This window comes from Halorhodospira halophila (assembly GCF_016653405.1).
Taxonomy (GTDB): domain Bacteria; phylum Pseudomonadota; class Gammaproteobacteria; order Nitrococcales; family Halorhodospiraceae; genus Halorhodospira; species Halorhodospira halophila_A.
This window is the reverse complement of record NZ_NHSN01000008.1, coordinates 17,368-39,925: the sequence shown is the minus strand read 5'-3', so window position 1 is coordinate 39,925 and position 22,558 is coordinate 17,368. Positions and strand designations below refer to the sequence as shown.

The following is a 22,558-nucleotide window of genomic DNA, read 5'->3' as shown; positions in this document are numbered from 1 at the left end:
CCGATGGACGAGCTGGACCGCGAGATCCTCGACTTTGCGGCCGAGGGCGACCAGGCCTCTGCAGAAGGGGCTCCCCAGGAGGGCGGCGAGCAGCGCCTGGACGACATCGACCATGAGATTCTGGGTTTCGCCCAGGAGGGTGAGCAGCAGACCCCGTCTGTTCCCGCCTCTCAGCCCGATGCCTTCGAGGACGAAGAGATCGCGTCGTTCGCTCGCGGGGATGAAGCCCCCGAGCGCACGGCCGCGGGCCGCGCCAAGGCTTTCGGGCAAGGCGTCCCGCAGGGCCTCCTTGGCGCTGCCGGCGGCGCCCTGCGCGGCGCAGACCGGGCCATTTCATCGCCCGAGGATCTTGGCGAGGGGCGCCTGGCGGAAACCGGCCAGGCCCTGATCGACCGGGCCGAGGATATCGACATCGACCCGATGTACGAGGCGGACCCCGCCACAGACCTGGGCCGCGGCGTCGGCTCCATGGCGATGTTCCTCCCGCTCGGCGGCGGGGGCGGCGCGGCTGCTCGCGGTCTCTCCCGGGTTGCCGGCGCCGGTCAGCGTGGGCAGCGCTGGGCGACCACGGGCGGCCAGTACGGCGCCACCGTGCCCACGGCTGCCGCTGCCGGCGCAGATGAGGCGTTCGAGCGCGCCAAGGCCCATGGCCTCGACGACGAGGAGGCGCAGTCGGTGGCCCGGCAGTTTGGCCTCGGCGGCGGCGCGGTCCAGGTGGCGAACATTGGCTTCCTACTCAGGAGCATGCCGCAGGAGGCGCGCCGCAAGCTGTTCGACCGCGCGGGCGGCCAGATTGTCAGCTCCATGGCCAATGAGGCCGGGGTCGAGGGCGCGGGCGCGCTGGTCCAGAACTGGGGCCAGATGAGCTACGACGAGCAGCAGGAGCTGTTCGACGACGTGCTCTACCGGGCCGGCATTGGTGCGGGCTCGGCGGGGATCACCCAGGCGGGCCGTGCTGCAGTGGAGCGTGGCCGCGGCCTCTGGGAGGGCGACCCGACCGACTTCGAGCGTGAGCTCGACAGCGTGGTCGAGTCTGACCCGGAGCTGCAGCGCGCTCGGGACGGCCTGTCTAAGCTCGGCCCGGACGAGGCCGCCGATACCATCCTCGATCTCATGGAGGTCACGCAGGCGACCGACCCGACCCCGGACCAAGCCGGGCAGCGCATTGAGGCCGAGCAGCCGGAAGGCATCGCCGCGCAGACCCCGGAGGCGGAGAGCGCCCCGGACATTGAGGTCGACCGGATGACCCGGGAGCACCTGGCCGACCCGGAGGCGCAGCCGGAGTCCATGCCCGCGGATCCAGCTGAAGGCGACGAGGTGCGCCGCACTGACGGCACGGCCTACCCGACGGAGACCGCCGCCCGCCTGGCCGCCCGCGGCCGCCGCCTCGAGGGTTACGAGCCGGCCCAGGCCGCAGACGGCTGGGTGCTGCGCCGCCCGGATGCGGCAATGCCTGCCGAGGCCCCGGCAGCTGAGGCCCCGGGAGAGCCGGAGGCTATGGGTGCCCCCGATGTAGCAGACCCGGCGGCCGCCCCTGTGGAGGCCGCGGACGTCGATGCGCCTGGCGTAGAGGAAGGCCCCGCCCAGGAAACGGCCCCGGCCGACCAGGGCGTCACCGACGGCCTGCCGGTCCAGGAGGTTCCCGTCGAGCGGCTGCGCCTTTCCGACGAGGTGCCGCAGTTCAAGGCGGGCGCCGATGAAGACACCGGCGTCGTGGATCCCCTCGGCGGCGAGTTCGACCGGCGGGGCGTTGCGCCGATCCAGATCTGGGAGCGCAGCGACGGCTCTCAGGAGGTGGTCACCGGCCGGCATCGCCTGGACCTGGCCCGGCGCTCGGGCGAGGAGACCATCCCTGCGCAGATCCACCGCGAGGATGAGGGCTTCACGGCGGAGGACGCCCGGGCGCTCGATGCTATCCTCAACATCCGAGACGGACAGGGCGAGGTGAAGGACTATGTCCAATTCTTCCGGTCGCACAACATCCCGCGCGAGCAAGCGGACCAAGAAGGCCTCACAGCGCGGGCAAAAGGGCGCCGCGGGTTCGAGATCGCCGAGCGAGGTAGCGACGTACTGGCTGAAGCGCACGCGGCCGACCAAGTAACCGACGAGGCGGCTGCGCAGATCGCCAACGCCGCCCCCGGCGACGACTCCCTCCAGGCGCTCGGCCTGGCCGAGCTCCGTGATGGCCGAAGCATCCAGCAGGCGGCCAACACCATACGCGCCGTCCAGTCCATGGGTGAGCGCGCCGACCCCCAGCAGGGCGACATGTTCGGCCTCGACGAGTCCGCCATGGAGCGGGCTCGCGATATGTCCCGGGTGGCCTCTCGCCGGCAGTCGGAGATCGGCCGGCGCCTCTCCGCCATCCGCGGTGCCGCCCGGCGCCCGGATGTGGCGCGATCCGAGGGTGTCGACGTCAGCGACCCCGAGGCCGTGAACCAGCGCATCGAGCAGCTGCAGCAAGAGCGTGAGCGCTGGGCAAACTGGCAGACGGACCCGGAACTGGTCGCCGAGATCCGGCGCGAGCTCGGGGATGATGTGGCGCCGGAGCCAGGTGTCGACCCGGTGGCTGAGCCCACCACGGAGGAGGCGGAGGCCGGCCAGGAGGACCTGCTTGGCCCCGTGGATCAGCAGGCGCAGCAGCGCGCGGACGCCGAGCGCACCGTGGATGACCGCCTGGCCGGGCGAGATCGCGACGCCGTAGACCCGGGTGAAGGGCCGGGCGGCCTGTTCGACGGCAGCCAGGCGCAGATGGACGTCGAGGACGTTGCCGGCCGGCCGGGGGTTGCCCGAGAGGGGCGCACAGCAGATAGGGGCGAAGCCCCGGAGACCGAGGCCGCTCAACCAGCCGCTGATCCGCAAAGAACGATCAGCGCGGATAAGCGAGGCCGCTACACCGCGCCGCTGGGGCGTCTCCTCAGAGGCGAGGGCGTGAGGCCGCAAAAGGTTCAGCGCCAGAACTACGCAGATGACGGGGCTGTGACCGTCGTCCGACTGGATGAGCAGCTTGATCCGGATGATCGGCGCCGCCAGGCAGGCATTGCCCACGAACTGCTGTCGGAAATCGCTCCGCAGATTAGTGACTCCAACGCCGTTGTGATGCGGTCCGACCAGGGTGTCCTGGCGGTTTACGAGGGCGGGCGAGGTTTTGCCGAGCAGTCAGGCCTGCAGCAAGAAGTTCGTCGCCCCGAGTTTGTCGAAGGTGCAGGCTCGGGCGCGGATGCTGGCCGTCCCATGTTCGCCCGAGAGCGCACGACGGGCCCCGCGACCCGGCCCGACCGTGGAGACGATTCCCGCTTCTTCACGCAGAGAGATGATGGCTCCGTCGTTTTCAACGAGGAGGCGTACTTCGAGTACGAAAACAATAACCTCGATGCTATCGAGGCGATGGAGGATGAGGGCGGCTGGACAGAGCAAATCCGCCTCAAAATTCCGGACGCGGACTACCAGGCCCTCGCGGACGCATTAGGCCGTCAGATTTACTACCACAGCGGAATGGCGTCGCAAGAAGGGGTTGTCCCTACGGCCAATGACGAACAGCCGGCCTACTTTAGCGCAAGCCGCGAGTACGCTGAGACCATGGGGAGGACAGAAGCGGCTCCGTACCGCATCACCCCGTCAAGCCCCCTGATCGTGAAATCCGACGACGCGCTTGCCGGCAGCGATAGCGTTATCGCTCGAGAGCTAAGAGAGGCTGGCTACGATGCCGCTATCACGCCGACCGGCGAGGAAGTGGTCGTCATCGATCAGGACATCGTGCGTCACGACACCGACGCGGATCCATCACGCACAGAAGCTGGGAAAGCCCAGGGCCGCATCGATCAGGCGGCGGCGGAGACTGACACCGACCCGACCGAGGCCCAGGCCGAGGCGGGCAACTACCGCAAGGGCCGACTGTCCCTGCACGGCCTTGATATCAGCATCGAGAACCCCAGGGGCTCGACGCGCAGCGGAACGGCGCCGGACGGCACCTCGTGGGAAACCACGATGGCTGACCACTACGGCTATATCCGGCGAAGCGAGGGTGCCGACGGTGACCACGTCGATGTATTCCTGGGCGAGCAGGCGCACGACCCTGACCTCCCGGTGTTCGTGGTCGACCAGGTTGACCCCGAGAGCGGCGCGTTCGATGAGCACAAGGTCATGCTCGGATACCCGGACGAGCAGGCCGCGCGCGACGGGTATCTGGCCAACTACGAGGACGGCTGGCAGGGCCTGGGCGGGATCCGCGAGCTCTCCCTGGACGACTTCAAGGCGTGGCTGGAATCGGGGGACACGACAACCCCGGCAGAGCGCGCGGAAGCTCCGCGGCACTCGTTAGAAACGAGAGAGGGACGTGGCGATCCGATAGTCTCCGGCCAAGGGGAGGATCTAGTAACCCTGTATCACGGTACAGACCAAGAGGGGGCGGACGCCATTCGCGCTTCCGGGGATATTAAGTCGGGCGGACCATACATGGGGGTTCGCGGCGTCTCATTGACGCCGAGGCGTGATGTGGCACAAGAGTTCGCGGATGCAAACGACCCAGACGCCGAGGGTGTGGTCTTTGAGGTGGAGGTGCCCAGGGATAGGCTGCAAATCGATCCAGAGCACGCCGACACTTTCGACTTACAAGCGGCGCTTGATGATGGCGCGTCGGTAATCGCCGACAACGATGTTGTTGTTGATGAAGAGGTTTTTAGATCGGCCCAGACAGAGGGGTCGCGCCACGCCTTTGGCGGCGAGCGCGCCGAGACGGCCGATCATCACAGTCTCGCCGACGCGGTGCGCCGCCTCGAGGCCGGGGAGAATGCCGAGACCGTGCGCCGGGAGACCGGCTGGCACCGTGGCCCGGATGAGCGGTGGCGGTTCGAGATCGATGACAGCCAGGCGAGCGTGAACCTGGAGGCGCTGGAAAGGTTCGAGGGCGGCTGGCAGCGGCAGGCACGTCTGGGCGACCTGCTGGATCATCCGCAGCTGTTCGCGGCCTACCCCGGTCTGGCGGACATGGATGTGGCGACCTCGCGCTCCAGGGACAGCTCGTACTCGCCGGCAGTGGACATGATCAGCCTTTCGGACGACCTCCGCCGGAAGATCGACAGCTACGCCGAGGACGGCGATGCGTTCAAGTTTCTGCGTGAACGGATTGAGAAGCTGGAAAACCAAGACGTGGAGGCCGAGGGTCGCGAGAACTTCGAGCTGTCGAAGCAGGTCGACAACCCCTATGGGTCGCCGTATGCAACCGTCGAAGACGCCATCAAACATCAGCGTCGGTTCCGTGACCTCGAGCTGAGCCGCCTGCGCGCTCAGCTTGAATCCGGGGAAGTGGCCGGGCAGCAGGGGATCGAGCGCCGCATTCTCTCAACGATCCTGCACGAAGTCCAGCACGCCATCCAGGTGCGAGAAGGCTTTGCAGAGGGTGGCAACTCGGACCAAGCACCTCGCCAGATCAGCCGGCAGATCGGCCGTGAGATGGCTGACACCGGCGCGTACCAAGCCCTGCGCGAGCATGCCAGCGCGATCCATGAGATGGGCGTCTGGACGCAGGCCGAGACCATCTCGGATCTGCGCAACGTGAAGCAGCCGCGCCAGGTTCTCCGCAGCGAGGTCTACCAGGAGAACAAGTCCGCCGCGCACGACCATGCGGGCGAGCCGCCGAAGCGTGGCCGCCTGCAATGGGCTCAGGACGTGGGCGCGTTCCTGGCTGGCCAGATGCAAAGGGAAGCTGGCCCCGATGTGCGCTCCATCCTGGAGCAGTACAGCCGCAACGAGATCAAGAACCGGGCGCGCAACGCCCGGCGCCGGCTGTCTCGGCAGGACACTAAGCGGCTGCAGCGCGCCAACCTGCTCGACCAGGAGCGCAAGCGCCTGGAGCAAGGCGTGAGCCGGAGCGAGGCCGAGCGCCTGTACCGAGCCCTTTACGGTGAGGTGGAGGCCCGCAACGTCCAGCATCGCCAGCATATGAGCGCAGACGAGCGGGCCGAGACTGCGCCGGAGCAGACCCAGGACGTCGGTGACGCCGATGCCATCGTGGTGTTCCGCGGCACTGAGCACCGCGCCCCGGCGCACCTGGCGGAATCCCCGTCGCAGATGAGCGCAAGCGAGGGCCAGGCGCACGTCGACCAGGTGACGGCCAACTGGGCGGACGCCCCGGCCATCCGCGTGGTGGAGACGGGTCTGGACCTTCCGGCCGCAGTCGCCCGGCAGGCGTTCGAGGAGGGAGCGCTTGCGGATGTTCGAGGCGTCTACCACCAGGGCGAGGTCTACCTGGTCGCCAGTCGCCACCGGACGATCCAGGACCTCGAGAGGACGCTGCTGCACGAGAGCATCGGTCACTATGGCTTACGGCGCATGCTCGGCCAGGAGCTGAACCCGCTGCTCAACCAGGTCTGGGCGTCGTACGGCCGCACCGGGCTGCAGGATGTCATCGACACCTACTTCCCGCAGGGTGACTTCAACCCAGACAACCGGGAGCACCGGCACCTCGTCGCCGAGGAAAAGCTAGCCCGGATGGCCGAGATGGGCGATCGCCTGGGCGAGCGCCAGGGCATCGTCCGCCGCTTCATCCAGGCTGTCCGCAACTGGGCTCGTCGCGCCGGTATGCGGGTCAACCTGACCGACTCAGAGTTGGCGGAGATCCTGCAGCGGGCCCGGCAGGCGGTGGAGCAGGGCGGCATGGACATGGCCCCGCGTCAGCCGTCCCGGATGAGCGTGATCCGGTACGCCATGCCTGAGCGCAGGCAGATTGGCCGCGGCCAGACGACCGACCCGGCGGAGCCTCAGTTCGACGACATGCCGGCGATCGAAAACCGGTACGCGGAGCTGGCCCGGCTCCGGGGGTTCTGGGAAGGAGCTGCGGACGTGCTCCGCCGGCAGCCCCAGCTGCGCCACCTGGCGGATGCGATCGACGGCTACTTCGATGCCAGCCGCCGCCGGCTCGGCGAGGTGAACTCGATCATCCGCCCGGCCATGCAGCAGGTCCCGAGCCGCCTGAACCGCCGCGCGTACCGGGAGACGTTCCGCCTCTTCGAGCGCTACCAGGCAGCGAAGGAGAACGGCCGCAAGGAAGAGGCCCGGCAGATCCGCGAGGAGGGGCCGGAGGCAGTGCGCGGGCTGATTCACGCTTGGGAGAAGGTGGCGCGACTGACCGGCGACCAGAACCGCGAGGTCGGCGTGAAGGTCTGGGACGACAACATGATCGACTGGAACGCCGTGCGCGAGCGGGTTGGCCCAGCGGGCGAGCGGCAGCTGCGCGGCGTGCCGCGGAAGCAGCAGCCGGCCAAGTGGGCTGAGCTGGTGCGCCGGCAGAACCCCCAGTCGGAGCTCCTGCACTCGCACCCGGATCTGCCGAGAAAGGGCGGGTGGCGCGATATCGGCCAGGCCCGCGACTTCTTCCCCCGTGTCCTCAAGAAGGAGGTTCAGCAGGCGCTCATGCACCCGAAGGGGCAGCCGGAGACCTGGGCGCGCATCCAGGAAGAGCTGCTCGCGGCAGGCTACATCCAGCACCCGCGCGAGGCCGAGCGCTACATCAACAACCACTTCGCCCGGGAGCGGGGCTCGGACTACTTCGCCGGCATCGAGAAAGCCCGCAAGGAGCCGTTGCCCGAGTGGTTCTACGACTACTCCTGGGACGCGGCGATGATCTACAAGGACCGCTGGGCGGACCGGATCAGCCAGGTGGAGTTCTTCGGCCAGGCCGAGGTCGACCCCGAGGGCGATATCTTCGACAAGGCCAAGAAGCTGACCACGGACCACCACACGCAGGGGTATATCGATCAGGTCCAGCAGCGGGTCTACAACAACATCGACACGTCGATGCTGACCCAGTTCATGGGCGTGACCAACACCTTCGCCACGGGTGCGATGCTCGGCAACCCGGCGACGGCGGTGCTCAACCTGATCGGCGGCTCTGGGCTGAACTTCCAGCTCTACGGGGCCTGGCCGGGCATCAAGGCCCTCGCCCACGAGGTGTCGCGCTTCGGGCAGACGCTGGACATGGGCACGCAGAAGGGGATCCTTGTCCATGACTTTCTGACCGTGCTCCATGACGCTCAGCAGCAGGGCGTGCCCGAGCGGCTATCGAAGTTCACCTCCACCATGCTCAAGCTCGGCGGGTACACGCCGGCAGAGGTGTTCATCCGCAGTCACGCGATGCTCACGGCCAAGGCATTCCTGGACCAGTCGTTGGCGCTGTGGAACAGAAACCCGAGCAGCAAGCGCAGCCTGCGCCATATCGCGTTCTTCCAGCGCGAAGGGTTCGACTACCGGCGCCTGCTCGAGGAGAACGGGGAGGGGCCGGAGACCGACCGGTTCCTGCGCAAGGGCGTGAACCTGACGCAGGGGTCGTACCGGGTCAACCAGGTGCCCGTGTTCACGGACACGCCGGCCGGGCGCTTCCTGTTCAAGTACCAGAAGTTCGGCACCCAGCTCTCCCGGATGTTCTGGCGCCACCACCTCAAGCCGGCGATCGATAGCCTGTTCCAAGGCGGTGAGATCGTCGACGTCGAGATCGGTGGCGAGATGCACCAGAAGCGGGTCCGCACGATCACGCCGCTGATCCGGTTCTTCATGGTAGGCGCTGTTGGCGGGTCGATCCTCGCGATGATCCGAGAGGGCGCGTTCGGTTACCAGGACCCAGGGCCGGAGTGGGAGGAAATCGAGAAGCAGCTCGCCAGCGGCGAGTGGGCCGAGGCCGCGGTGCTGGGCGCCTGGCGCTTCTGGCACTCCAACATGGCCGTGGGCAGCCTGGGCTTCTTCGGCAACTACGCGCAGTTCTTCCACGACGTGGCTGATCGCCAGCGCGTGAAGAGCCCGCTGGACCCGCCCGGCCTGTCCCCGGTCACTGAGACCGTGGATATGGGCATGCGGTTCTTCGAGCAGGGCGGATATCTCGACTGGCGGGATGCGCACGACTTCCTGGAAGGGGTTAGCTCTCAGTACCGCACGGGCAACCGGGCCGCGCTCATCGCGCTTAACCAGGTCACCGACTGGCGCCAGGCCGAGTGGGAATCCGTGCAGCGGGATCGCTCGTACGTGCGCAAGATGGTCCGCCGGTACGCCGACGAGGCCAACATCGAGCGCCGACGCAGAGCCCCGGATCGGATTGCTCACTCCGAGATGACGCCGATCACGCGCCGGATCAACAAGGAGCTCCTGCTCGGCAACGCCGAGGCGGCGCGGGAGATCGCGGTAGAGCGCCTGGAGCAGGCGGAGACGCGCAACGACTTCGACCGCACGATGCGCGCCATCCAGGCCTCGGTCCGGGCGTATCAGCCGGCCCGGGTCATCGAATCACCTTCTGACGCCGAGCGCCGGGACTTCCTGCGCTGGGTGGAGGGCCGGGTCGGCCCGGAGGCCTACCAGCGCATCCGGCAAACCGACGAGCGGTTCCGGGAGGCTGCGCAGCAGGCCGGCCTCATGCCGGAAGATGACCCGTTGCAGGAGATGCGCCAGGACTGGGAGCACGAGCGTGGCGACGAGCCCATGGGCGAGGGCGAGCGCCGCCTTCGCATGATGAGGCAGGGTCTGCTCCGACCTCAGTAGAAGGAGAGGGCCACCGGCACGACCAGCAGGGGGCAGGCGACAAACAGGACGCCGCCAATCGTTCCCCTGGGGTCGTGCCGCGCTGGCACCAAGAAGATCGGCATCACGGCAATGGCGAGCATGCCGGCCACCGCTACGATCGCCCACGCCCACTGCAGGAATCCCGGCAGATACTCTCCGCCGAGACGGATCACCCACAACCAGGCCGACATGGCCGCGCCCCAAAGAAACGGGGCGGCGATGATGTACGGCAGCGCCCGGGTGATATCAGCCAGTTCGCCGCTGTTCTCGTTCACGATGGGACGGCCTCAAGCGGTATGGGCGTCGGCTCCTCGTCGAGGAAATCCTTGATCTCCTGGATGTCGTCCTGCTCCTGGCTTTCGGTCTGGAGGTGGATGGCGCCGGCGACCGATGCAGTGATGACGGCCACGGCCGCGACACTGTACCCGGCGGAAACGAGGCCTCGCCCGGCCCGCTTCGCCCAGGTGTTCGGGCGCTCGGCCCACGCCGCGACGCGGTCATAGCCCAGGGTTGAGATGACGCCGAGGGCGATCACCAGGGTAATGATAGATGCCGCGAACCAGAGATCGCTCATCCGCTCACCATATGACGACCAGCCCGGCGGAAAAGGCCTCGAACTCGTACCCAGTTTCGTCCAGGTACTGCATGTACTCAAGGTTGAGGCCGAGATCGTCTGGGACGATATCGACTCCTACCCCGAAAGAGAAGCCGGAGTCCGCCTCCGTCATTGACCCGCCTGGATCCGAAAACTCGGCCTGGGCTCTCGTAAGCCCGGCCACGAAGTACGGTGTGACGGGATCAAAGGGCGCGCGCGCCTGCCCGTAGACCCCGAGAAGATGGGAAAGCCCTACCTCGGCGGCGCCGACTGTCTCGTCTCTGAGTCCGATCCCGAGCCGGCCTTCGATCCCGACGTGCTCGGTAGGCAGGTGCCCTGCTCGAACCACTGCCGCGTCGGGGTTCAGCTCCTGGCCGGACCATTCGTCCGTATAGGAGAGCGCGGAGTACTGTAGGGAAAACATCCCATGCCCTGCGTGCGCCGACATGGAAACCAGGGCAATGGGCGCGAGGGCGAGAAGTCTCTTCATCGGCAGGTCCTTCTGCAAAGGCTAGAGCCATCACCTTTACATAGGCTGGCGCGCCATGGAAACGGGCCGCGGGAGCGACCAACTCCCTTCGCTTCAGTTATCCGGTTACGACGCGCGCCATGTAAGACACAGCTTGACGGATAGCTTCGGACCCAGCGGCTGCCCCGCCCTTCGCAACACCGTCACGAAAAGCCTGCATCCCTTGTGGCGTTTCAAGCTGCCGAAGAGCATGGTCGCCGTGGGGAGAAAGCCAGAGCGTTTTGTTAGCCACTTGCCAATGACCGTCCGCTCCGACCTTCAGCCCCCAGTTCGTGCTTCCATCCCCGGTCGTTATGAGGCCTGCCTGAAGAGCGGATTCTATGTGGTATCGGAACTTGTGGGGCTCTTCTTCTCCGTCTTCCGGCTCGTACTCAAAAGCGCCCAGCCTGTCAGCCAGATCCGTTGAGCCCATGCCCTGATACCCTCCGGTGACCCGAAGCTCGCGCAGGAGGTTGAGCAGGTAGGTTTCGTCAATCATAGGCGTCTTCCCTGACGTCCGGCCGTTTTGTCCCGGTTTTGTCCCAGTTTTGACCCGCCCTGGTCGCGGGTCCGGTAAGTGCTTGAATATATGGTCGGGGCGGCAGGATTTGAACCTGCGACCCCCTGCACCCCATGCAGGTGCGCTACCAGACTGCGCCACGCCCCGACTTAGGCCGCAAAGTATACGGATCGAGACCGCGTCGCACAAGGGATCAGCGCTTGAGGATGTTGAGCACGCCCTCGAGCTCGATGCGCATCTGCCGGATGATCTGCTGGCTCTGGGCCACGTCCTCGCGCTCTTCGCCGCTCTCGAGCTTTTGGCGGGCACCGCCGATGGTGAAACCCTCCTCGTAGAGCAGGGCGCGGATGCGGCGGATCAGTATGACATCGTGACGCTGGTAGTAGCGCCGGTTACCGCGGCGCTTGACCGGTCTCAGCTGGGGAAACTCCTGCTCCCAGTAGCGCAGGACGTGGGGCTTGACCGCACACAGCTGGCTAACCTCGCCGATGGTGAAGTACCGCTTCGACGGGATCGGCGGCAGTTCGCCATCACTGCTCTTCTCGGGTTCCGGCATAGCTCTCGACGCGGCTCTTGAGCTTCTGGCCGGGGCGGAAGGTCACCACGCGCCGGGCGGAAATGGGGATCTCTTCCCCGGTCTTGGGGTTGCGGCCAGGCCGCTCGTTCTTGTCGCGCAGCTCGAAGTTGCCGAAGCTCGAGAGCTTGACCGGCTCGCCGTTTTCGAGGGCGGTGCGGATCTCCTCGAAGAAGAGTTCGACCAGCTCCTTGGCCTCCCGCTTGTTCAGGCCGACCTCTTCGAAGAGCCGCTCGGCCATATCCGCCTTGGTCAGCGACATCTTACTCCCCTCTCAGGCTCGCTCCGAACTGTTGCTGCAGGCGGGAAACCACCCCCGCCATGACGTCATCGACGTCGCGATCCGTAAGCGTGCGCGAATAATCCTGTAAAATCAAGCCCATGGCAACGCTTTTCTGGCCTTCAGGGACCCCTTTGCCCCGGTAGACGTCGAACAGTCGGCTGCCGACGGCGTACGTCCCGGCCGCATCGCGGGCGGTGCGAAGCAACGCCCCGGCAGGCACGTTATCGTCGACGAGTACCGCCAGGTCACGCCGGATCGACGGATACCGCGAGATGGGCTGGAAACGCGGCAGCGCGGCGCGGCTGAGCGCCTCAAGCGTGATCTCGAAGAGCACGGGGGCGCCGTGGAGCTCCAAGGCGTCGGCGTGCTCCGGGTGCAGGGTCCCGAGCCAGCCGACCGGGCTGTCGTCACGCAGGATCCGCGCGCACTGACCCGGATGCAGGGCCACGTGCTGTGCCGGCTCGAAGGTGAACGAGGCGGGCTCGCCGGTCTGGGCGATCAGTGCCTCGAGGTCCGCCTTGACGTCGAAGAAATCCACCGACCGCCGCGGTGCATCCCACTGCTCGGCGTAACGGGGGCCGGCGGCCACGCCGGCGAGCATCGGTGTCTGGGCCAGGTCGTCGAGGTGGCCGCGGAAGGTGCGCCCGCACTCGAACAGCCGGACCCGTTCGTGTTGGCGGTGCTGATTGCGCTGCGCAGCCATCAGCAGGCCGGGCCAGAGCGAGGTGCGCATCACCGCCAGCTCTGCCGACAGCGGGTTGGCCAGCGGCAGCCCCTCGGCCTCGGGATCGAGGCGCTGCTGGAGCTGCGGATCGACGAAGGCGTAATTAATGGCCTCGAAGTAGCCACGCTCGACCAGCGTCGTGCGCAGGGGCCGGTCGTCGAGCTGCTGCTCTGGGGCCGCGGCTACGTGCAGCGGCGCGCGCAGGGGGCGTTCGGGGACGTTGTCGAAGCCGTAGAGGCGGGCCACCTCCTCAATGAGGTCCACCTCGCGCTCCATGTCGAAGCGCCAGCTCGGCGGCTGGACGCGCCAGCCAGCCTCAGTGGATTCCGGGCGCGTGCCCAGGCGCTGGAGCATGCCGCTGACCTGTTGCTCTTCGATGGACCAGCCGAGCAGGCCTTCAAGGCGCTCGCGGCGCAGTTCGATGGGCGCGCGGCGGGGCAGGGCGTCGGCGGCCACGACCTCGTTGATCGGCCCTGGGCGGCCGCCACAGATGCTCAGCACCAGCTGCGTGGCGCGCTCGCTGGCGGCACGGGGCGTCTCGAAGTCCACGCCGCGCTCGAACCGGTGGGAGGAGTCCGTATGCAGGCCGTAGCGTCGGGCCCGACCGGCGATGGTGGCCGGATGGAAATGGGCTGCTTCGAGGAAGATGCCTGTGGTCGCGTCGCCCACGGCGGTGGGCTCGCCACCCATCACGCCGGCGAAGGCCACGGGGCCGGAAGCATCGGCGATGACAAGCACGCCTTCGTCGAGCTCCACCTGCTCGCCGCCGAGCAGCGTCAGCGTCTCGCCGGCGCGCGCGCGACGGGCGGTCACCGGCGGGCTCAGGCGGTCGAGGTCGAAGGCGTGCAACGGCTGACCGTACTCGAGCATGACGTAGTTGGTGATATCCACCAGCGCCGAGACGCTCCGGATCCCGGCGCGGCGCAGACGCTCGCGCATCCAGATCGGTGTGGGCGCCTGCGGATCGACATCGCGGATCACCCGGCCGGTGTAGCGCGGGCAGTCCGCCTCGGCCTCCAGGGTGATCGGCAGTTGCTCGTCGCAGGCCGCCGGCACGGCCTGCGGCTCGGCGGTGTGCATCTCGGCCCCGGTGCGTGCCGCCACGTCCCGCGCGATACCGATCATGCCCAGGCAATCCGCGCGGTTCGGTGTGAGGTCGATCTCGAGGACGGTGTCATCCAGCGCCAGGGCCTGGCGCAGATCGCTCCCGGGGGCGAGGCTCTCGGGCAGCTCCAGCAGCCCGTCGGCCTCGTCGCTCAGGCCCAACTCGCTGGCCGAGCAGAGCATGCCCGCCGAGGCTACGCCGCGCACCTCGGCGGCCTGGACCTGCAGGCCGCCCGGGAGCTCCGCGCCGGCACGCGCCAGCGGCGCGCTCAGGCCGGGGCGCGCGTTCGGGGCACCGCAGACGACCTCCAGGCGCTCGCCGCCGGCGTCCACGTCGCAGACTTGGAGGCGGTCGGCCTCGGGGTGGGGCCGGCAGTCGACGATCGAGCCGACCACCACACCAGTGAAGGCCGGGGCGGCGGGCTCGATGGCATCCACCTCGAGGCCGGCCATGGTCAGTGCCTCGGCCAGCGCCTCGGTCGAGAGCGACGGGTTCACCCACTCGCGCAGCCACTGCTCACTTACACGCATGGTTCACCGGAATTGCCCGAGGAAGCGCAGATCGTTGTCGAAGAACAGGCGCAGATCGTCCACGCCGTAGCGGAGCATGGCCAGGCGCTCGACGCCCATGCCGAAGGCGTACCCGGTCCACTGCTCGGCGTCGATGCCGGCGTGCTCGAAGACCGCCGGATGAACCATGCCGCAGCCGAGCACCTCCAGCCAGCCGGAGTGCTTGCACACCCGGCAGCCATCGCCGCCGCAGATCACGCACTCGACGTCGACCTCGGCCGAGGGTTCGGTGAACGGGAAGTACGATGGCCGAAAGCGCACGGCGACCGGGCGCTCGAAGAAGGCGTTGAGGAACTCGTGGAGGACGCCCTTGAGATCCGCCAGGCTGACATCGCGATCGACCAGCAGCCCCTCGACCTGGTGGAACATCGGGGTGTGGGTGAGATCGGAGTCGCAGCGGTAGACCCGTCCCGGGGCTACGACGCGGATGGGCACGCCGTCGCGCTCCATCACGCGAATCTGCACCGGGGAGGTGTGCGTGCGCAGCAGCCGTGTGGCGTCGAAGTAGAACGTGTCATGCATCGCCCGCGCCGGATGGTGAGCGGGGATGTTCAGCGCCTCGAAGTTGTGCCGGTCGTCCTCGACCTCCGGCCCGTCGGCGGCGTGGAAACCGGCACCGGCGAAGATCGCGGAGATACGCTCGAGGGTGCGGGTGACCGGATGGAAGCCGCCGCGCTCGGTGCCGCGGCCGGGTAGGGTGACATCGATCCGCTCGGCGGCCAGACGCTGCTCGAGAGCGGCTCGCTCAAGTTCGGCGCGCCGGGCCTCGATACGCTGACTGACGCGCTCCTTGGCGGCATTGATGGCCGCACCGGCCTCGGGCCGCTGCTCAGCGGGCAGTTGACCGAGACCCTTGAGCAGGGCGGTCAGCCTGCCTTTCTTGCCGAGATAGGCGACCCGAACCTGATCCAGACCCGCCAGGTCAGAGGCGCCGTCTACGGCGTCCTCTGCCTCCCGGGTCAGCGCGTTGAGTTCGTCCTGGTAGTCGGCACCCATGCCCTGGCGAGCCGCCCTCAGTTGCTGAGGGCGCCCTGGGCACGCTCGGCCAGCGCCGCGAAGGACTGCGGCTCGTGGACGGCCAGGTCAGCCAGCTGCTTGCGGTCGACCTCGATGCCGGCCTGCTGCAGGCCGTTCATCAGGCGGCTGTAGGACAGGCCGTGCTGACGCGCTGCCGCATTGATGCGCTGGATCCACAGGCTGCGGAACTCGCGCTTGCGCAGGCGGCGGTGGGCGTACGCGTACTGCCCGGACTTGATCACCTGCTGGCGGGCGATGCGGAAGGCGCTGCCCCGCATGCCGTAGTAGCCCTTGGCAGCCTTGAGAACCTTCTTGTGCTTGGCGCGGTTGGTGACGCCCCGCTTGACTCGTGACATGGAAGAACGCTCCCGTGTTTACTTGGCGACCATGCGCCGGACCATCGGCGCATCGCTCGCGTGGACCTCAGTCAGCTCGCGCAGACGGCGCTTCCGCTTCGGGTCCTTCTTGGTCAGGATGTGGCTGTGGTTGGAGCGCGCGCGGGTGATCCGGCCGGAGGCCTTCACCTTGAAGCGCTTCGCTGCGCCACGGTTGGTCTTGAGCTTGGGCATGACTGCCTCCCCCTCATCACAAAAAGAAGCGAGCGCGCCGCCTGACTAGCGGTACGCGCCCGCAGCGTGGTTCGACACCTTACTTGCCCTTGCGCGGGCTCATCATCATGACCATCAGCCGCCCTTCCATTCGCGGCCGCTGGTCCACGGTACCGACATCGCTGAGCTCTTCCTCGAGCCGGTCCAGCAGGCGCTTGCCGAGCTCTTGGTGCGCCATCTCCCGGCCGCGGAAGCGGATCGTCACCTTCGCCTTGTCGCCTTCCTCGAGGAACCGGCGCAGGTTGCGAAGCTTGACCTGGAAGTCGCCCTCGTCCGTGCCCGGACGGAACTTGACCTCCTTGACCTGAATCTGCTTTTGCTTCTTGCGCGCCGCCTGCTGCTTCTTACTCTGCTCGAACTTGAACTTGCCGTAGTCCATGGCACGGCAGACCGGCGGGTCCGCGTTGCCATCGATTTCCACAAGATCGAGTCCCTCGTTTTCGGCTTGCGCAAGGGCGTCTTCGGTGGGCAGCACGCCGACCTGTTCGCCGTCCGAACCGATCAACCGCACCTGCGGTACCGTGATCTGCTCGTTGATCCGGCGGTTGTCGCCGCCGCCGCCACGCCCGCGTTTCGGTCTCGTTGCGATCCTCTAATCCTCCTGTTCGCGCCCGTGACCCGCGATATCGTTACCAAGCCGCGATACGAGCTCTTCCAGTTCCATGGAGCCGAGGTCGGTGCCGTCGCGGTGGCGGACGGCCACCGTACCGCTTTCCAGCTCCCGGTCCCCAAGAACCAGCATGTAGGGAACCTTCTGCAACGTATGCTCGCGGATTTTATAGCCGATCTTCTCGTTCCTCAAGTCGGCCTCGGCGCGGAAACCGGCTTCGAGCAGCCGTCTCTCCACATCGCGGGCGTAATCGCCCTGGCGGTCGGTGATGTTGAGCACCACCGCCTGGACTGGAGCCAGCCAGGTGGGTAGGGCGCCCCCGTAGTGCTCGATGAGGATGCCGATGAACCGCTCCAGGGAGCCGAGGATGGCCCGGTGGAGCATCACCGGCGTACGCCGCTCGCCGTCGTCATCGACGAACTGTGCCCCCAGCCGGCCCGGCATGGAGAAGTCCACCTGGATGGTGCCCAGTTGCCAGACGCGCTCCAGGCAGTCGCGCAGCGAGAACTCGATCTTCGGCCCGTAGAAGGCCCCTTCGCCGGGCTGCAGGGTATAGTCGAGCCCGTGCGTTTCCAGCGCCGTGGCCAGCGCCGACTCGGCCTTGTCCCAGAGCGCATCGTCGCCGACCCGCTCGTCCGGGCGGGTGGAGAGGGCGATGAGCACATCGTCGAAACCGAAGTCCCGGTAGGCGCGGTAGACCAGATCGATGAAGGTGCGGACCTCCTCCTGGATCTGGTTCTCGGTGCAGAAGATGTGGGCATCGTCCTGGACGAAGCCGCGTACCCGCATGAGCCCGTGCAGCGTGCCCGAGGGCTCGTTGCGGTGGCAGGAGCCGAACTCCGCCAGGCGCAGCGGCAGGTCCCGGTAGCTCTTCAGGCCCTGCTTGAAGACCTCCACGTGGCACGGGCAGTTCATCGGCTTGACCGCGTAGTGCCGCGATTCGGACTCGGTGACGAACATGTTGTCGGCGAACATCGCCCAGTGGCCGGAGCGCTCCCACAGGCTGCGGTCCACCAGCATCGGGGTGTGGATCTCCTGGTAGCCGTTCTCGCGCATCAGCTGGCGGATGTACTCTTGGACCTCCAAGTAGAGGCGCCAGCCGCGCGGGTGCCAGAACACCATCCCCGGCGACTCCTCTTGGACGTGGAAGAGATCCTGGGTCCGGCCCAGCCGCCGGTGGTCGCGCCGCTCGGCCTCGGCCAGGCGGTCCAGGTAGGCCTTGAGCTGCTTGCGGTCCGGCCAGGCGGTGCCGTAAACGCGCTGGAGCATCTCGTTGTTCTGGTCGCCGCGCCAGTAGGCGCCGGCCACCTTGGTCAGCTTGAACGCCTTCAGCCGGCCGGTGCTCGGCACATGGGGGCCGCGGCACAGATCGGCGAAATCGCCCTGGCGATAGACCGTGATGGTCTCGCTCTCGGGCAGGTCGTCGATGATCTGGGCCTTGTACGTCTCGCCCTGCTCAAGGAAAAACTGCCGGGCAGCCGCCCGGTCCCAGACCTCGCGCTCCACGGGCTGGTCGGCCTCAGCCAGCTCGCTCATGCGCTGTTCGATCGCTTCCAGCTCGTCTTCCGAGAGGGAGTGCTCACCGGCGAAGTCGTAGTAGAAGCCGTTGTCCACCGTCGGCCCGATGGTCACCTGCATCTCGGGGTGGATCTGCTTCACCGCCTGGGCCATCAGGTGGGCGGTGGAGTGGCGGATCACGTCGAGCCCGTCCGGGTCGTTGGCGGTGACGATCTCCACGCGCGCATCGTGCTCGATGGGGCGGTCGAGATCGACCAGTTCACCGTCGACACGGCCGACGATGGCGTCCTTGGCCAGCTTGCGGCCGATGGACTCGGCGATCTCGCGGGTGGTGACCGGGTGATCGAACTGCTTGACGGAGCCGTCGGGGAGGGTGATGGCGGGCATGGCTGAGCCTCCACAGTGGTGACCGATACGAGGGGCCACGTGCATGAATGACTGCGCCCGGCGCGATATCCCTGCAGTCAGGGGTCGCGACCGGGCGCAGTGCAGCGTATCTGGTAGGCGCGAGTGGACTCGAACCACCGACCTCCACCATGTCAAGGTGGCGCTCTAACCAGCTGAGCTACGCGCCTGTTGACTACGCTTGGGCATTCTACAGGCTCCCGGACGCATGTCAACAGATCGTGCAACTATCTGAACTTAAAGGATCCTTTTGTTGCCCTGAGCACTGCGTAGGCATAGGGGCAAAGGGGGCGGTCTAGGTCACGTAGCCCCCAAAAACCTTTCTTTTAGTGGGGTTGGGCCCATCTGGGGCCCAAAATGGGCCCGAGCTGAGCCCTGGGCCTTAGGCCGGCCGGCTAGGGCGACTGAAACTGTGAGCACCACCTTAAGAAGGGCCCTCGTCCTCTTCCGAGGCCTCCGGGTCGTCCGGCACGTACTCCACAAGGTCTCCCACCTGGCAGCCGAAGTAGCGGCATAGCCGCTCCAGGACATCGGTCGTGGTGTTGTAGCCCCGTGGGCCAGACATCTTGGACAGCACGGTCCTATTGATCCCTGTCTTTGTGGCGATCTCGCTCAAGGTTATCCGGCGCCCTAGCTCGAACTCTCGGTCCGAGATCCTTTCCCGCAGTCGGAACCTGATCACAGTCCCTCTCCCGGTGTGCTTGTATGACTCTTTAGTGCTTGACAGGCACCAAAGGCGTAGTAAGGTGTTCCCTGTAGGCACAAACGAGGGCTAAGACGATGCAGCAGTATACCTACCTCTCGGCAAGGCAGCTATCCGAGCGCATCCCCTACTGCGCGCGCTACATCAACGAGGTCCTGAGGGATCGCGAGTTCATTGAGGGGGTTCACTACATCCGCCCCTTCAACGGGCGTCGCGTGGTGTACCTGTGGGAGCCGATCGAGGAGCTGATGCTGGGCCCGAGCCAGGTCGCACAGCAGGGGATTCCGATGGTGTCTGGGGGGGATTTGCCATGGCTAGCGTGAGAGAGCGCAAGGGCTACCTGTTCTTCGACTTCAGGTACAAGGGGGTGCGGTGTCGCGAGTACACCCGGCTCAAGGATACCCGCGCCAACCGCAAGCGCATGGAGCAGGTCCTGCGCAAGATCGAGGCGGAGATCGAGCTAGGGACGTTCGACTACGCGGCGTACTTCCCGAGCAGCCCCCGAGCCAACAAGTTCGCGGCGGCGTCGCAGGAGAGTGCTTCCTCGGTGCAGGCCGTCACCGCCGGGCGGACTGCTGAGGCTGGAGAGGAGACGCCGACCTTCTCGACCTTCGTTGAGGAGTGGCTGCACCAGTATGAGGTGACCTGGAAGCCGTCCTATCAGGACAAGGTCCGGGACATCCTCAACAAGCACCTGCTGCCGGCCTTCGGGCAGAAGAGGGTCGGCGACTTCACGAAGGGAGAGCTCCTCGACTATCGCGCCAAGCTCGCCAAAGCACCAAGCGATAGCCAGAGGAGGGCCCTGTCGCCGAGTCGCGTGAACCAGGTCATGGCGCTCTTGCGACAGATCCTTGCGGAAGCCGCCGACCGTTACGAAGTTACCAATCCTGCTGAGGCGATCAAGCCGTTGCGCCAGGGGCGGACCGAGATCGATCCGCTGTCGCTCGAGGAGGTGAAGCGCTTCCTCGAGACGGTCGACGCCACCTACCGGGAGTACTTCCTGGTGCGCTTCTTCACCGGTCTGCGGACCTCGGAGATCGACGGCCTGCGTTGGCGCTACGTCGACTTGGAGCGCAAGCAGATCCATGTCCGCGAGACCCTGGTGAAGGGGCGGCACGCCGAGTCCACCAAGACGACGGCCTCGGAGCGCTACATCGACATGAGCAGCCAGGTCGAGGCCGCCCTGCGCAAGCAGTACGAGCGCACCGGCGGTGACGAGCGGGCCTTCGTCTTCCAGTCCCCCAAGGGCGGGCCGATCCAGTACAACAACCTCTCCAACCGCGTCTGGTATCCCACCCTCGAGGCGGTGGGCCTGCGCCGGCGCCGGCCGTACCAGACCCGGCATACCGCCGCCACGCTCTGGCTCGCCTCGGGCGAGTCGCCGGAGTGGATCGCCCGGCAGATGGGGCATAGCGACACGAAGATGCTCTTCACCGTGTACTCGCGCTACGTGCCGAACCTGACCCGGCGCGACGGCTCGGCGATCGAGCGGCTGCTCGCCGCGGAGCTGGGGCCGGCCGAGACGGCCGGCATGGTCCTGGGCGACGACGATGAGGAGGAGGCCTGATGCGGATGACTCAGCTCCAGGCCCCGGGGTACGAGGCCTATGTGGTGCCGGAGGTGATCGAGCAGATGGCGCAGATCCTGCTCGACACTTTCGCCGGCGAGGATGCGGAGCGCTTGCGGGAAGTCGTAGAGGCGCGACCGGGGCAGCCGCTGCAGGCCGCCGTTGAGGACTGGCTGCTCCGGCAGCTCGACCTGGAGGACCGGGCCGTCGCGGAGGCCCTGTTCCGGCTGCTCGTGGACCGGCTGCAGCGCCGGGTGGAGTCGGTGACGTGACCCTGGTCCTCAGTGCGCCCACCGGGCCCTACGTCACCTGGACGGGCAAGTACCGCGTCGCCTGGGTGGTGCCCCGGGTCGCGCTCCCCGGCCTGCATGCGATCGACCTGGAGGACTGCTCGGGGCGGATCGAGGTCCTATACCGGGCGCCGACGGGTGGGGGTACGACATCCAGGCCGCCCCAGAAGCGGGATGTGGTGCGGGTCACGGTGACCCGCGCCCAGGCCGCCCACGGCGGGTGGTACAACCGCGTGGAGGCGCTCGAGCCGATCGAGACGTACTCGACGCTCCAGCTGCTGCCCCACCGCCTCTGCCCGGAGCCTGGGCTGCTCTGCCGGCTGTACTGCGTGATGCGCAGTGAGGTCGAGCGTCCGGCCCTGTGGCGATTCCTGGACCGGGTCTTCGCCGAGCCTAGGCGGGCGCGGGCGTTCGTCAGGCGCGCGGCGAGCCGGGACTGCCACCACACCGAGCCGGGCGGTCTGCTCCGGCACTCCCTGGAGCTGGTGGAGAAGCTCCGGCTGATCATCCAAGACTGCGACGACTTGACTCGGCAGTGCGTGCTGCTCGGCGCGCTGCTCCACGACCTGGGGAAGGTGGCTCCGGATGTGCTCGGCCGCACGCCCTACTGGCCGCGGGAGCACGCCCTGATGAACAAGCCGCTGCTGGAGAGGGAGCTTTGCCGACTGCGCGAGGAGGACCTCCAGGCGTGGCAGATGCTGCACTTTGTCTTCAGCGTCATCGACGGCAGCGTCGACGGCAGCCGCGTTCCCGAGGCGAAGCTGATCGTCGAGCTAGATCGCTATAGCGCCGGGCTGGATGCCCGTCGCCGTGCCTTCGAGGAGAGCCCGGCGTGGCGCCAGATCGGGGTGCTTCGGCCGGGGGCGGGCGGGCCCGCCCGGATCTTCTACCGACCAGCGCCGGAGGATGCTCGTCTGGGGGAGGGCTGACGGTGGCGAAGTCCAGCAGATAGCGCCAGCGCAAGTACCGCGCCCGGCGCCGGATGGCCCACGGGGGTGCGGGCGAGCGCCGTCTCAATACCTGGGTTCGTAGGGGATGACGAAGCGATCAGTCCCTTGGTAGCTTTAAGGTTATAGCGTTGGGAGGGAACCACGCGCTTAGCGCCAGGGATAAGGGATGCCGGTCCGCGCGAGCTATGAGGAAGGCGGCGAGAGCCTCGTGCTGAGGGTGCCTTCTTACTTCGATTTCAGCGTGCATGAGGCCTTCCGGGCGGCATACGAGGGGGCCGAGGGTGTGCGGCGCTTCGTGGTCGATCTGCACGAGACGGAGTACCTGGACAGCTCGGCGCTCGGGATGCTGCTCCTGCTGAACGAGTTCGCTATCGAGCGGGGCGGCGAGGTGGTCATCCGCCACTGCTGCCACGGGGCGTCCCAGATACTGGAACGTACCAACTTCCTGCGTCTCTTCCAGGTCGAGGACTGA

Annotated in this window: 19 protein-coding genes and 2 tRNA genes; 6 read left to right on the top strand and 15 right to left on the bottom strand. The window is 67.2% G+C overall.

From position 1 onward, the window contains the following. Nucleotides 1-3: 3 nt before the first annotated feature. Complete coding sequence (locus tag CCR79_RS02265) at nt 4-9,519, top strand: LPD23 domain-containing protein (protein ID WP_201168262.1); 9,516 nt, start codon at nt 4-6, stop codon at nt 9,517-9,519. Here the strand turns inward: CCR79_RS02265 and CCR79_RS02260 are convergent. From CCR79_RS02260 to CCR79_RS02190, 15 genes are all read right to left on the bottom strand, one after another. Beyond that, complete coding sequence (locus CCR79_RS02260) at nt 9,513-9,815, bottom strand: hypothetical protein (protein ID WP_201168260.1); 303 nt, start codon at nt 9,813-9,815, stop codon at nt 9,513-9,515. The genes CCR79_RS02265 and CCR79_RS02260 overlap by 7 nt on opposite strands. Further along, nucleotides 9,812-10,114 carry a hypothetical protein gene (locus tag CCR79_RS02255; protein WP_201168258.1) on the bottom strand — a complete coding sequence of 101 codons (303 nt, stop codon included), beginning with the start codon at nt 10,112-10,114 and terminating at the stop codon, nt 9,812-9,814. Before CCR79_RS02255 ends, CCR79_RS02260 begins: the two co-directional genes overlap by 4 nt. A 4-nt stretch (nt 10,115-10,118) precedes the next feature. Beyond that, nucleotides 10,119-10,625 (bottom strand): outer membrane beta-barrel protein, encoded by a 507-nt coding sequence (locus CCR79_RS02250; protein ID WP_201168255.1) that lies wholly within the window; start codon nt 10,623-10,625, stop codon nt 10,119-10,121. A gap of 97 nt (nt 10,626-10,722) precedes the next feature. Continuing rightward, complete coding sequence (locus tag CCR79_RS02245; protein ID WP_201168253.1) at nt 10,723-11,142, bottom strand: hypothetical protein; 420 nt, start codon at nt 11,140-11,142, stop codon at nt 10,723-10,725. A gap of 91 nt (nt 11,143-11,233) precedes the next feature. Continuing rightward, nucleotides 11,234-11,310: transfer RNA gene (locus tag CCR79_RS02240), tRNA-Pro, on the bottom strand. Between the two features lie 46 nt (nt 11,311-11,356). Further along, entirely contained in the window at nt 11,357-11,719 is a 363-nt protein-coding gene (locus CCR79_RS02235) for a MerR family transcriptional regulator (RefSeq protein WP_201168250.1), read from the bottom strand. Continuing rightward, entirely contained in the window at nt 11,694-11,999 is a 306-nt protein-coding gene (ihfA, locus tag CCR79_RS02230) for an integration host factor subunit alpha (protein WP_011813244.1), read from the bottom strand. The genes CCR79_RS02235 and ihfA overlap by 26 nt, the downstream gene beginning before the upstream one ends. Before the next feature lies 1 nt (nt 12,000). Continuing rightward, nucleotides 12,001-14,379 (bottom strand): phenylalanine--tRNA ligase subunit beta, encoded by a 2,379-nt coding sequence (pheT, locus tag CCR79_RS02225; protein WP_201168248.1) that lies wholly within the window; start codon nt 14,377-14,379, stop codon nt 12,001-12,003. 3 nt (nt 14,380-14,382) lie between these two features. Next, nucleotides 14,383-15,414, bottom strand: a complete 1,032-nt coding sequence (pheS, locus tag CCR79_RS02220; protein WP_201168246.1) for a phenylalanine--tRNA ligase subunit alpha — start codon at nt 15,412-15,414, stop codon at nt 14,383-14,385. Nucleotides 15,415-15,431: 17 nt separating this feature from the next. After that, the gene (gene rplT / locus CCR79_RS02215) at nt 15,432-15,791 is read right to left on the bottom strand and encodes a 50S ribosomal protein L20 (RefSeq protein ID WP_011813241.1); all 360 of its coding nucleotides are present in this window, start codon (nt 15,789-15,791) and stop codon (nt 15,432-15,434) included. An 18-nt stretch (nt 15,792-15,809) separates the two neighbouring features. After that, the gene (gene rpmI, locus CCR79_RS02210; protein ID WP_201168244.1) at nt 15,810-16,004 is read right to left on the bottom strand and encodes a 50S ribosomal protein L35; all 195 of its coding nucleotides are present in this window, start codon (nt 16,002-16,004) and stop codon (nt 15,810-15,812) included. Between the two features lie 79 nt (nt 16,005-16,083). Continuing rightward, complete coding sequence (gene infC / locus CCR79_RS02205; protein WP_201168453.1) at nt 16,084-16,581, bottom strand: translation initiation factor IF-3; 498 nt, start codon at nt 16,579-16,581, stop codon at nt 16,084-16,086. 54 nt (nt 16,582-16,635) lie between these two features. After that, the gene (gene thrS / locus CCR79_RS02200) at nt 16,636-18,558 is read right to left on the bottom strand and encodes a threonine--tRNA ligase (protein ID WP_201168242.1); all 1,923 of its coding nucleotides are present in this window, start codon (nt 18,556-18,558) and stop codon (nt 16,636-16,638) included. A gap of 111 nt (nt 18,559-18,669) precedes the next feature. Then, nucleotides 18,670-18,746: transfer RNA gene (locus CCR79_RS02195), tRNA-Val, on the bottom strand. Between the two features lie 254 nt (nt 18,747-19,000). Then, a complete protein-coding gene (locus CCR79_RS02190) occupies nt 19,001-19,258 on the bottom strand; it encodes a helix-turn-helix domain-containing protein (protein ID WP_201168241.1) in 258 nt (85 codons plus the stop codon). Between the two features lie 98 nt (nt 19,259-19,356). On the opposite strand from CCR79_RS02190, the gene CCR79_RS02185 reads away from it, so the two are divergent. From CCR79_RS02185 to CCR79_RS02165, 5 genes are all read left to right on the top strand, one after another. Continuing rightward, on the top strand, nt 19,357-19,602 hold the full coding sequence (locus tag CCR79_RS02185; RefSeq protein WP_201168240.1) for a hypothetical protein: 246 nt from the start codon (nt 19,357-19,359) through the stop codon (nt 19,600-19,602). Beyond that, complete coding sequence (locus CCR79_RS02180; RefSeq protein ID WP_201168238.1) at nt 19,590-20,846, top strand: site-specific integrase; 1,257 nt, start codon at nt 19,590-19,592, stop codon at nt 20,844-20,846. The genes CCR79_RS02185 and CCR79_RS02180 overlap by 13 nt, the downstream gene beginning before the upstream one ends. Beyond that, complete coding sequence (locus tag CCR79_RS02175; RefSeq protein WP_207190275.1) at nt 20,846-21,118, top strand: hypothetical protein; 273 nt, start codon at nt 20,846-20,848, stop codon at nt 21,116-21,118. The genes CCR79_RS02180 and CCR79_RS02175 overlap by 1 nt, the downstream gene beginning before the upstream one ends. Then, nucleotides 21,115-22,065, top strand: coding sequence for an HD domain-containing protein (locus CCR79_RS02170; RefSeq protein WP_201168234.1), 951 nt, complete (start codon nt 21,115-21,117; stop codon nt 22,063-22,065). Before CCR79_RS02175 ends, CCR79_RS02170 begins: the two co-directional genes overlap by 4 nt. Before the next feature lie 187 nt (nt 22,066-22,252). Further along, the gene (locus tag CCR79_RS02165) at nt 22,253-22,558 is read left to right on the top strand and encodes an STAS domain-containing protein (protein ID WP_201168232.1); all 306 of its coding nucleotides are present in this window, start codon (nt 22,253-22,255) and stop codon (nt 22,556-22,558) included.

Coding starts and splice junctions, on each gene's coding strand:
- CCR79_RS02265 (WP_201168262.1), top strand. CDS start 4: ATGGACGAGCTGGACCGCGAGATCCTCGACTTTGCGGCCGAGGGCGAC.
- rplT (WP_011813241.1), bottom strand. CDS start 15,791: ATGTCACGAGTCAAGCGGGGCGTCACCAACCGCGCCAAGCACAAGAAG.
- CCR79_RS02185 (WP_201168240.1), top strand. CDS start 19,357: ATGCAGCAGTATACCTACCTCTCGGCAAGGCAGCTATCCGAGCGCATC.
- CCR79_RS02250 (WP_201168255.1), bottom strand. CDS start 10,625: ATGAAGAGACTTCTCGCCCTCGCGCCCATTGCCCTGGTTTCCATGTCG.
- CCR79_RS02165 (WP_201168232.1), top strand. CDS start 22,253: ATGCCGGTCCGCGCGAGCTATGAGGAAGGCGGCGAGAGCCTCGTGCTG.
- CCR79_RS02245 (WP_201168253.1), bottom strand. CDS start 11,142: ATGATTGACGAAACCTACCTGCTCAACCTCCTGCGCGAGCTTCGGGTC.
- CCR79_RS02255 (WP_201168258.1), bottom strand. CDS start 10,114: ATGAGCGATCTCTGGTTCGCGGCATCTATCATTACCCTGGTGATCGCC.
- CCR79_RS02175 (WP_207190275.1), top strand. CDS start 20,846: ATGCGGATGACTCAGCTCCAGGCCCCGGGGTACGAGGCCTATGTGGTG.
- thrS (WP_201168242.1), bottom strand. CDS start 18,558: ATGCCCGCCATCACCCTCCCCGACGGCTCCGTCAAGCAGTTCGATCAC.
- CCR79_RS02235 (WP_201168250.1), bottom strand. CDS start 11,719: ATGCCGGAACCCGAGAAGAGCAGTGATGGCGAACTGCCGCCGATCCCG.
- rpmI (WP_201168244.1), bottom strand. CDS start 16,004: ATGCCCAAGCTCAAGACCAACCGTGGCGCAGCGAAGCGCTTCAAGGTG.
- ihfA (WP_011813244.1), bottom strand. CDS start 11,999: ATGTCGCTGACCAAGGCGGATATGGCCGAGCGGCTCTTCGAAGAGGTC.
- pheT (WP_201168248.1), bottom strand. CDS start 14,379: ATGCGTGTAAGTGAGCAGTGGCTGCGCGAGTGGGTGAACCCGTCGCTC.
- pheS (WP_201168246.1), bottom strand. CDS start 15,414: ATGGGTGCCGACTACCAGGACGAACTCAACGCGCTGACCCGGGAGGCA.
- CCR79_RS02180 (WP_201168238.1), top strand. CDS start 19,590: ATGGCTAGCGTGAGAGAGCGCAAGGGCTACCTGTTCTTCGACTTCAGG.